This is a genomic window from Pseudomonas juntendi (assembly GCF_009932375.1).
GTDB classification, from domain to species: Bacteria; Pseudomonadota; Gammaproteobacteria; order Pseudomonadales; family Pseudomonadaceae; genus Aquipseudomonas; species Aquipseudomonas juntendi.
On record NZ_BLJG01000199.1, the window covers coordinates 1 to 7,930 of the forward strand.

7 protein-coding genes are annotated in these 7,930 nt (G+C 62.2%); 4 read left to right on the plus strand and 3 right to left on the minus strand.

Annotated features, from left to right (window positions below; translation table 11 throughout):
- Nucleotides 1–404: 404 nt before the first annotated feature.
- A complete protein-coding gene (gene folK / locus GYA94_RS21235) occupies nt 405–914 on the minus strand; it encodes a 2-amino-4-hydroxy-6-hydroxymethyldihydropteridine diphosphokinase (RefSeq protein ID WP_054911844.1) in 510 nt (169 codons plus the stop codon).
- On the minus strand, nt 905–1,261 hold the full coding sequence (folB, locus tag GYA94_RS21240; protein WP_009682799.1) for a dihydroneopterin aldolase: 357 nt from the start codon (nt 1,259–1,261) through the stop codon (nt 905–907). The genes folK and folB overlap by 10 nt, the downstream gene beginning before the upstream one ends.
- Before the next feature lie 74 nt (nt 1,262–1,335).
- Between folB and plsY the strand changes: the two genes are divergently transcribed.
- Nucleotides 1,336–1,905 (plus strand): glycerol-3-phosphate 1-O-acyltransferase PlsY, encoded by a 570-nt coding sequence (gene plsY, locus GYA94_RS21245; protein WP_009682800.1) that lies wholly within the window; start codon nt 1,336–1,338, stop codon nt 1,903–1,905.
- 16 nt (nt 1,906–1,921) lie between these two features.
- Here the strand turns inward: plsY and tsaD are convergent, their stop codons facing one another.
- Nucleotides 1,922–2,947 (minus strand): tRNA (adenosine(37)-N6)-threonylcarbamoyltransferase complex transferase subunit TsaD, encoded by a 1,026-nt coding sequence (tsaD, locus tag GYA94_RS21250; protein WP_009682801.1) that lies wholly within the window; start codon nt 2,945–2,947, stop codon nt 1,922–1,924.
- A 204-nt stretch (nt 2,948–3,151) separates the two neighbouring features.
- Between tsaD and rpsU the strand changes: the two genes are divergently transcribed.
- The 3 genes from rpsU to rpoD all read left to right on the plus strand — a co-directional run bounded on the left by rpsU (nt 3,152) and on the right by rpoD (nt 7,567).
- A complete protein-coding gene (gene rpsU / locus GYA94_RS21255; RefSeq protein WP_003255575.1) occupies nt 3,152–3,367 on the plus strand; it encodes a 30S ribosomal protein S21 in 216 nt (71 codons plus the stop codon).
- 302 nt (nt 3,368–3,669) lie between these two features.
- Entirely contained in the window at nt 3,670–5,649 is a 1,980-nt protein-coding gene (gene dnaG / locus GYA94_RS21260) for a DNA primase (RefSeq protein WP_161893050.1), read from the plus strand.
- Between the two features lie 67 nt (nt 5,650–5,716).
- Nucleotides 5,717–7,567: an RNA polymerase sigma factor RpoD gene (gene rpoD, locus GYA94_RS21265; RefSeq protein ID WP_009682803.1), complete on the plus strand. Its 1,851-nt coding sequence runs from the start codon at nt 5,717–5,719 to the stop codon at nt 7,565–7,567.
- The last annotated feature ends 363 nt before the right edge of the window (nt 7,568–7,930 follow it).

Sequence of the window (7,930 nt, forward strand, 5' to 3'; positions counted from 1 at the left end):
TTTGCGCGCGAACGCCTTGGCGGACGCCGCGATATCGCGTCGTGCGAACAAGGCGTTCGCGCGCATCTGGCACAGGAGTAATTGGCCCGAAACAAACGTAGGAGCGAGCGCAGCTCGCGATGCGCCGCGCGGGCGGCGCTCGCTCTAACAGGCGCTGCATACCTTGTGGCAAACACCTGTCAGCCCTGATGCGATCCCCGTGGGAGCTGGCTTGCCCGCGAAGCAGGCGACGCTGTGCCTGGCACCGGCTCCGCCGGTGTTCGCGGGCATGCCCGCTCCCACAGGGGCCTGCGCTGGCTTGAAGTTGCCGCCGGACTTGCACGAGCAACTGTCTTTCTCAAAATTAGAAGCCTGCGCGATTCACCTGTGGGAGCGGGCAAGCCCGCGAAAAGGCCGGAACAGGCTTACGCCGGCGTCAACTGCAACCCACGCCACTCAAAGGCAACCGGTGCCAGCACTTGGTCGATCTGCGCGTCCTGCCACAACTGCCCCATGGTCTTGCCCGCCCCCGGATGCACCAGTTCCGGCGCCAGCAGCGACAGCGGCCATAACACGAAGGCGTTCTTCAAGATCTCTGCCCGGGGCAGTACCAGCCCATCGAAGTTGCCATGCAGGTCGTCATACATCAGCACGTCGATATCCAGCGGCAACCCTTTGCGGTCAGGCGCATAACGGCCATTGTCGGCCTCGATGAACTTCAGCCGGCGGTCCAGTTCGATCAACGGCAGCGCGGTTTGCCCGCTGACCACGAAATTGATGAATGGCCCGCTCTTGATCCCCACCGCCTGGCTTTCGAAAGCCGGAGAGCAGCGCATGTCGGTGAGAATCGCGGCCAACGCATCAAGCCCGGCACACAAATGCGCCTCACGGTCGACATTGCTGCCAAGGCCCAGATAAACCGTGCTCAGAGACATCCGCGCTCGATCTCCACGCCAACACCGCCACGGGCCGCCGGCACCGCGCCAGGCTTGGTCAGCTTCAACCGCACCCACGGGATGTGGAACTCTTCCATCAAGGCAGCCACCAGGCGCTCGGCAAAAGTTTCCACCAGCTCGAAACGGGCCTGCTCGGCGAATGCCTGGATACGCGCCGAAACGCTGGCGTAATCCAGGGCCAGGTTCAGGTCGTCGCCGGCCGCCGCGGGGCGGTTGTCCCAGGCAAAGCTCAAGTCCAGGCGCAAGCACTGGCGAATATCCCGCTCCCAGTCATAGGCACCGATAACGGTATCGACTTCCAGGCCTTCGATGAACACTCTGTCCAAGCACTTCTCTCCACAGCACGACAAGGGCGACTGGCGCCGTTAGAATCAGGGCGTCCTCGCCCGGAATAGTTAGCATGTTTTGGTTACTGGCGTTGCTCGCCTACCTGCTCGGCTCGCTGTCCTTCGCCATTGTTCTCAGCCGCCTCTCAGGCAGCCCGGACCCGCGTTCCAGTGGTTCAGGCAATGCCGGCGCTACCAACATGCTACGCCTGGCAGGCCGTAAAATGGCGATCCTGACCCTGCTTGGCGACCTGTGCAAGGGCCTGCTGCCAGTATTGCTCGCCCGCCTCGCCGGGCTGGACCTGCAAGAACAGGCCTGGGTAGGCGTGTATGCAGTGCTGGGCCACCTGTTTCCAGTGTACTTCCGCTTTCAGGGTGGCAAAGGCGTGGCGACGGCTGCCGGCATGCTCATGGGCCTGTATTTCCCCGCCGCGCTGCTGGCGGTTGGCGCCTGGCTGCTGATTTTCTACCTCACCCGTACCAGCTCGCTGGCCGCGCTGATCGCCACCCCGCTGACCTTGCCATTGCTGGCCTGGCGCGAGCCGGAAGCCCTGCTGCCGATCACGGTGCTCACCGCCTTGATCGTCTGGAGCCACCGCAGCAACCTGCGCGATTTGTTTGCCGGGCGCGAACGCCACTTCTGAACCTTGCCGCCCACCGTTACAGCGGTGGCAGTTGCTCCATCGGCCAGCGTGCCTGCACGCTGATCCCCAGGCCCTGCTGCTGCCCGGCCAGCAGCCGCTGGCAGCCGGCATAGGCGATCATCGCGCCGTTGTCGGTGCAGAACTGCGGCCGCGCGTAATATACGTTGCCCTTCATGCCGGCCAGCATCTCTTCCAGCGAGGCGCGCAAGGCCTTGTTGGCACTTACGCCACCGGCGATGACCAGGCGCTTGAGGCCCGTCTGCTTGAGGGCCCGCTTGCACTTGATGGTCAAAGTCTCTACCACGGCCTGCTGGAATGCCAGCGACACGTCGCAACGGGTTTGCTCGCCGTCGTCGCCAGCATTCTTGCACTGCTGCCAGGTGTTCAGGGCGAACGTCTTCAGGCCACTGAAGCTGAATTCCAGGCCAGGGCGATCGGTCATCGGCCTGGGGAACACAAAGCGCCCAGGCACGCCCTGCTCGGCCAGGCGCGCGATTTCCGGGCCACCCGGGTAATTCAGGCCAATCAGCTTGGCGGTCTTGTCGAAGGCTTCGCCAGCGGCATCGTCCAGGCTCTCGCCCAGCAGCTCGTATTGGCCGATGCCATCCACCCGAACCAGCTGGGTATGGCCGCCGGACACCAACAAAGCGACGAACGGAAACTCGGGCGGGTTTTCCTCCAGCATGGGCGCCAGCAGGTGGCCTTCCATGTGATGTACGCCAATTGCCGGAATGTCCCAGGCAAATGCCAGCGCCTGGGCGCACGACGCCCCCACCAGCAAGGCGCCGACCAGGCCGGGGCCGGCGGTATAGGCGATGGCGTCGATTTCGGTGGCGACACAGCCCGCCTCATCCAGCACCTGGCGGATGAGGGGCAGCATGCGCTTGACGTGGTCACGCGAGGCAAGCTCGGGCACCACACCGCCAAACACGCGGTGCAGGTCGATCTGGCTGAACAGCGCGTCGGCCAACAAACCGCGTTCGCTGTCGTATAATGCGACGCCAGTTTCGTCGCAGGATGTTTCCAATCCCAGTACTAGCATGGGCTCGTCCCTTGTGGGGGCTGAATTCGAAGCCGCGCATGATAGTCCCCGTGCCGAGTGCCGACCAGCGGTTTTCGATCAGAGGCTTTGCATTCCGGCTTGCTAAGGGTTAACATCCGCAACCCTTGAAAACCGACGTTCTCCAGCACACCTTTGTTTTGCCAGGAGCACGTCTACCCCGGTAATGAATTAAGGTAGCCCTGGATGCCAGCCGTCAAAGTTAAAGAGAACGAACCCTTCGACGTAGCTCTGCGTCGTTTCAAGCGCTCCTGCGAAAAAGCCGGTGTACTGGCTGAAGTTCGTAGCCGCGAGTTTTACGAGAAGCCGACCGCAGAGCGTAAGCGCAAGGCAGCTGCTGCTGTTAAGCGTCACGCCAAGAAAGTTCAGCGCGAACAGCGCCGCGCCGTTCGTCTGTACTAATACAGGCGTTCAACGCAAAGCTTCTGCCCTGCCCGGCTAACGCCGGGCGATGGCAGTGGTCGTTTTACACTTGGGCAGCCAGCCCAAGGCCCCGCACAAGCTTCACGCGAACTGCATACGGGCAACCTGCCTGAAACGTCAGAGCTGGTCTTCGCTTTTCCATGACCAGACGTGCACGTCAGACTGACGGGCCCCTAGTGGCCGGCGGCGAGCACACATTTCCTCGCACCATATCAAGCGGCACCCGCCCCATTCGGCGCGCGAGCGATTAGACTTGCCAGTTGCCAGATGACGAGACTGCCATGGCCGGGCTGATTCCCCAGAGCTTCATTGACGACCTGATCAACCGCCTCGACATCGTCGATGTGGTGAGTTCGCGCGTCCAGCTGAAAAAAACCGGCAAGAACTACTCCGCCTGCTGCCCGTTCCACAAGGAAAAAACCCCTTCCTTTACGGTCAGCCCCGACAAGCAGTTCTACTACTGCTTCGGCTGCGGCGCCGGTGGCAACGCCCTGGGCTTTGTCATGGACCACGACAACCTGGATTTCCCCCAGGCCGTCGAGGAGCTGGCCCGCGCCGCCGGCATGGAAGTGCCCCGCGAACAAGGGCGCCGTGACAACAAGCCACGCCAGCCCACCGATTCGCCACTATACCCGCTGCTGGATGCAGCCTCCGAGTTCTACCGCCAGGCGTTGCGCAGCCACCCGACCCGCAAGGCGGCGGTGGACTACCTCAAAGGCCGTGGCCTGTCCGGGGAAATTGCCCGCGACTTCTGCCTGGGCTTCGCCCCGCCCGGCTGGGACAACCTGCTCAAGCACCTAGGCGCCGACGCCCTGCAGCAGAAGGTGATGATCGATGCCGGCCTGCTGATCGAGAACGCCGAAAGCGGCAAGCGCTACGATCGCTTCCGCGACCGGGTAATGTTCCCCATCCGTGACAGCCGCGGGCGCATCATCGCCTTCGGTGGCCGGGTGCTCGGCGACGACAAACCCAAGTACCTGAACTCCCCGGAAACCCCGGTATTCCACAAGGGCCAGGAACTGTACGGGTTGTACGAGGCGCGCAAGCACAACCGCAACCTCGACGAAATCATCGTTGTCGAGGGCTACATGGATGTCATCGCCCTCGCCCAGCAAGGCTTGCGCAATGCCGTGGCCACCCTTGGCACGGCCACCAGCGAAGAACACCTCAAGCGCCTGTTCCGCGTGGTGCCCAGCGTGCTGTTCTGCTTCGACGGCGACCAGGCCGGGCGCAAAGCGGCATGGCGCGCGCTGGAGTCGGCGCTGCCCAACCTGCAGGACGGCCGTCGGGCGCGCTTCCTGTTCCTGCCTGAAGGCGAAGACCCAGACAGCCTGGTACGCGCCGAAGGCACCGACGCCTTCATGGCCCGCATCAACCAGCACGCCCAGCCGCTGGCCGACTACTTCTTCGAGCAACTGGGCGTCGAAGCCGACCCGCGCTCGCTGGAAGGCAAGGCCCACATGGCGACCCTGGCCGCACCGTTGATCGAAAAGATTCCCGGCGCCAACCTGCGCCAGCTGATGCGCAACCGCCTGAGAGAAATCACCGGCCTCGACCCTCAACAGGTCGAGCAACTGGCCCAGCAGGCACCCGCGCCCACCAGCATGCCGGACTACGACCCTGGCTACGATTACGACGCCATGGCCAGCTACACCCCCGACTATGGTGACATGCCGCAGTTCGAGCCGGCGCCGTTCCAGCAGGAGCAGGCCTGGAAGCCCAACAAGGGCGGCGGCAAGAAGCCGTGGGGCGACAAACCATGGGACAAGAACCGCAAGGGCGGGAAAAACTGGCAGCGCGATGAAGCGCCACCACGGGTGCCGGCGCCGGTCGAACCACCTACCCTGGCGGCCCTGCGCACCTTGCTGCACCACCCGCTGCTGGCGGGCAAGGTGGAAGATGCCAGCCACTTCGCCGACGAAGAGCACCTGTACAGCCAGCTGCTGGTGGCATTGATCGAGGCCGCACAGAAAAATCCTGGGCTAAGCTCAATGCAGCTGATTGCACGCTGGCATGGCACCGAACAGGGCCGCCTGCTGCGGGCCTTGGCAGAAAAGGAATGGCTGATCGTGGCCGACAACCTTGAACAACAGTTTTTCGACACCATTACTAGCTTGTCCGCCCGCCAACGCGAGCGCAGCCTGGAACAACTGCTCAGGAAATCACGTCAAAGCGAATTGACCAGCGAGGAAAAAACCCAGCTCCTCGCCTTGCTGAGCCGGAATGTTCCCGCACAAACGCCGACCTCATCTGGCGCGTGAGGCCCATGCTCGGGTATAATCCTCGGCTTGTTTTTTGCCCGCCAAGACCTTCAGTGGATAGGGTGTTATGTCCGGAAAAGCGCAACAGCAGTCTCGTATCAAAGAGTTGATCACCCGCGGTCGTGAGCAGGGCTACCTGACTTACGCGGAGGTCAACGACCACCTGCCTGAGGATATTTCAGATCCGGAACAGGTGGAAGACATCATCCGCATGATCAACGACATGGGGATCAACGTATTCGAGAGTGCTCCGGATGCGGATGCCCTTCTGTTGGCGGAAGCCGACACCGACGAAGCCGCGGCCGAAGAAGCCGCTGCTGCGTTGGCGGCAGTTGAAACCGATATCGGCCGCACGACCGACCCGGTGCGCATGTACATGCGCGAAATGGGTACGGTCGAGCTGCTGACCCGCGAAGGCGAGATCGAAATCGCCAAGCGTATCGAGGAAGGCATTCGTGAAGTCATGGGCGCCATCGCCCACTTCCCGGGCACTGTCGATTACATTCTCGGCGAATATGACCGTGTCACCGCCGAAGGTGGCCGCCTGTCCGATGTTCTCAGCGGTTACATCGACCCTGACGACAATATTGCAGCGCCTACCGACGAGGTGCCAGTCATCGGCGCCAAGGCCCCAGCGGCCAAGGAAGAGTCGGACGAGGAAGACGAAGAAAGCGAAGGCAGTGACGACGAAGAAGAGACCGAAAGCGGTCCCGACCCCGTTGTCGCCGCACAGCGTTTCGGTGCGGTCAACGACCAGCTTCAGGTCACCAATAAGGTTCTGAAGAAACACGGTCGCAACCACAAGGAAAGCATCGAGGCCCTGCAGGCCCTGGCTGACCTGTTCATGCCGATCAAACTGGTACCGAAGCAGTTCGAGGTACTGGTCGAGCGCGTGCGTGACGCCTTGAGCCGTCTGCGCCAGCAAGAACGCGCCATCATGCAGCTGTGCGTGCGTGACGCCCGCATGCCGCGCGCCGACTTCCTGCGCATGTTCCCAAGCAACGAAACCGACCAGACCTGGAGCGGTGACCTGGCCAAGCGCAACACCAAATGGGCTGCTGCCCTGGGTGAAAAGGACGCCGCCATCGTCGCTTGCCAGCAAAAGCTGATCGACCTTGAGACCGAAACCGGCCTGACCGTTGCCGAGATCAAGGAAATCAACCGTCGCATGTCGATCGGTGAAGCCAAGGCCCGCCGCGCCAAGAAAGAAATGGTCGAGGCGAACCTGCGTCTGGTTATCTCCATCGCCAAGAAGTACACCAACCGTGGCCTGCAGTTCCTCGACCTGATCCAGGAAGGCAACATCGGCTTGATGAAGGCGGTGGACAAGTTCGAATACCGTCGTGGTTACAAGTTCTCGACCTACGCCACCTGGTGGATTCGCCAGGCAATCACCCGTTCGATCGCTGACCAGGCTCGCACCATTCGTATTCCGGTGCACATGATCGAGACGATCAACAAGCTCAACCGTATTTCCCGGCAGATGCTGCAGGAAATGGGTCGTGAACCGACCCCGGAAGAGCTGGGTGAGCGCATGGAAATGCCTGAGGACAAGATCCGCAAGGTGTTGAAAATCGCCAAAGAGCCGATTTCCATGGAAACCCCGATCGGTGACGACGAAGACTCGCACCTGGGCGACTTCATCGAGGACTCGACCATGCAGTCCCCGATCGATGTAGCCACGGTCGAGAGCCTGAAAGAAGCCACCCGTGACGTGCTCTCGGGCCTGACCGCACGCGAAGCCAAGGTGCTGCGCATGCGCTTCGGTATCGACATGAACACCGACCATACCCTCGAAGAGGTAGGCAAGCAGTTTGACGTGACCCGTGAGCGGATCCGTCAGATCGAAGCCAAGGCGTTGCGCAAATTGCGCCACCCGACGCGCAGCGAGCACCTGCGCTCCTTCCTCGACGAGTGATGAACAAACCCCGGCCCAGGCCTAATGCCTGTTAGTTAAGCGTTACTGGGGCTGCTTTGCAGCCCTTCGCGGGCACGCCCGCTCCCACTCAAGAAATGCGCGATCCCCTGCGCGATCCCCTGTGGGAGCGGGCGTGCCCGCGAAGGGTCGCAAAGCGACCCCAAATTACTTAACTGACTCGCATTAGGCCCAGGCCTGGTTTTTTCTCAAGCCTGTGCTTAGCCCCAGCAGGTCTGCAGCTCTGGGCGCTCACCGCGGGGGCGGCTTGGCAAGTCATCCAGCTGCTCAGGCGTAGGGAAACGGTCGAGCTTGGATTCCTTGCGGATGATCACCGGCTGTTTTTCCGCCTGGCGCGGGTTGCGC

Excerpts from the sequence above, each read along its gene's own strand:
- dnaG (WP_161893050.1), top strand. The coding sequence starts at position 3,670 with ATGGCCGGGCTGATTCCCCAGAGCTTCATTGACGACCTGATCAACCGC.
- rpoD (WP_009682803.1), top strand. The coding sequence starts at position 5,717 with ATGTCCGGAAAAGCGCAACAGCAGTCTCGTATCAAAGAGTTGATCACC.
- rpsU (WP_003255575.1), top strand. The coding sequence starts at position 3,152 with ATGCCAGCCGTCAAAGTTAAAGAGAACGAACCCTTCGACGTAGCTCTG.
- plsY (WP_009682800.1), top strand. The coding sequence starts at position 1,336 with ATGTTTTGGTTACTGGCGTTGCTCGCCTACCTGCTCGGCTCGCTGTCC.
- folK (WP_054911844.1), bottom strand. The coding sequence starts at position 914 with ATGTCTCTGAGCACGGTTTATCTGGGCCTTGGCAGCAATGTCGACCGT.
- tsaD (WP_009682801.1), bottom strand. The coding sequence starts at position 2,947 with ATGCTAGTACTGGGATTGGAAACATCCTGCGACGAAACTGGCGTCGCA.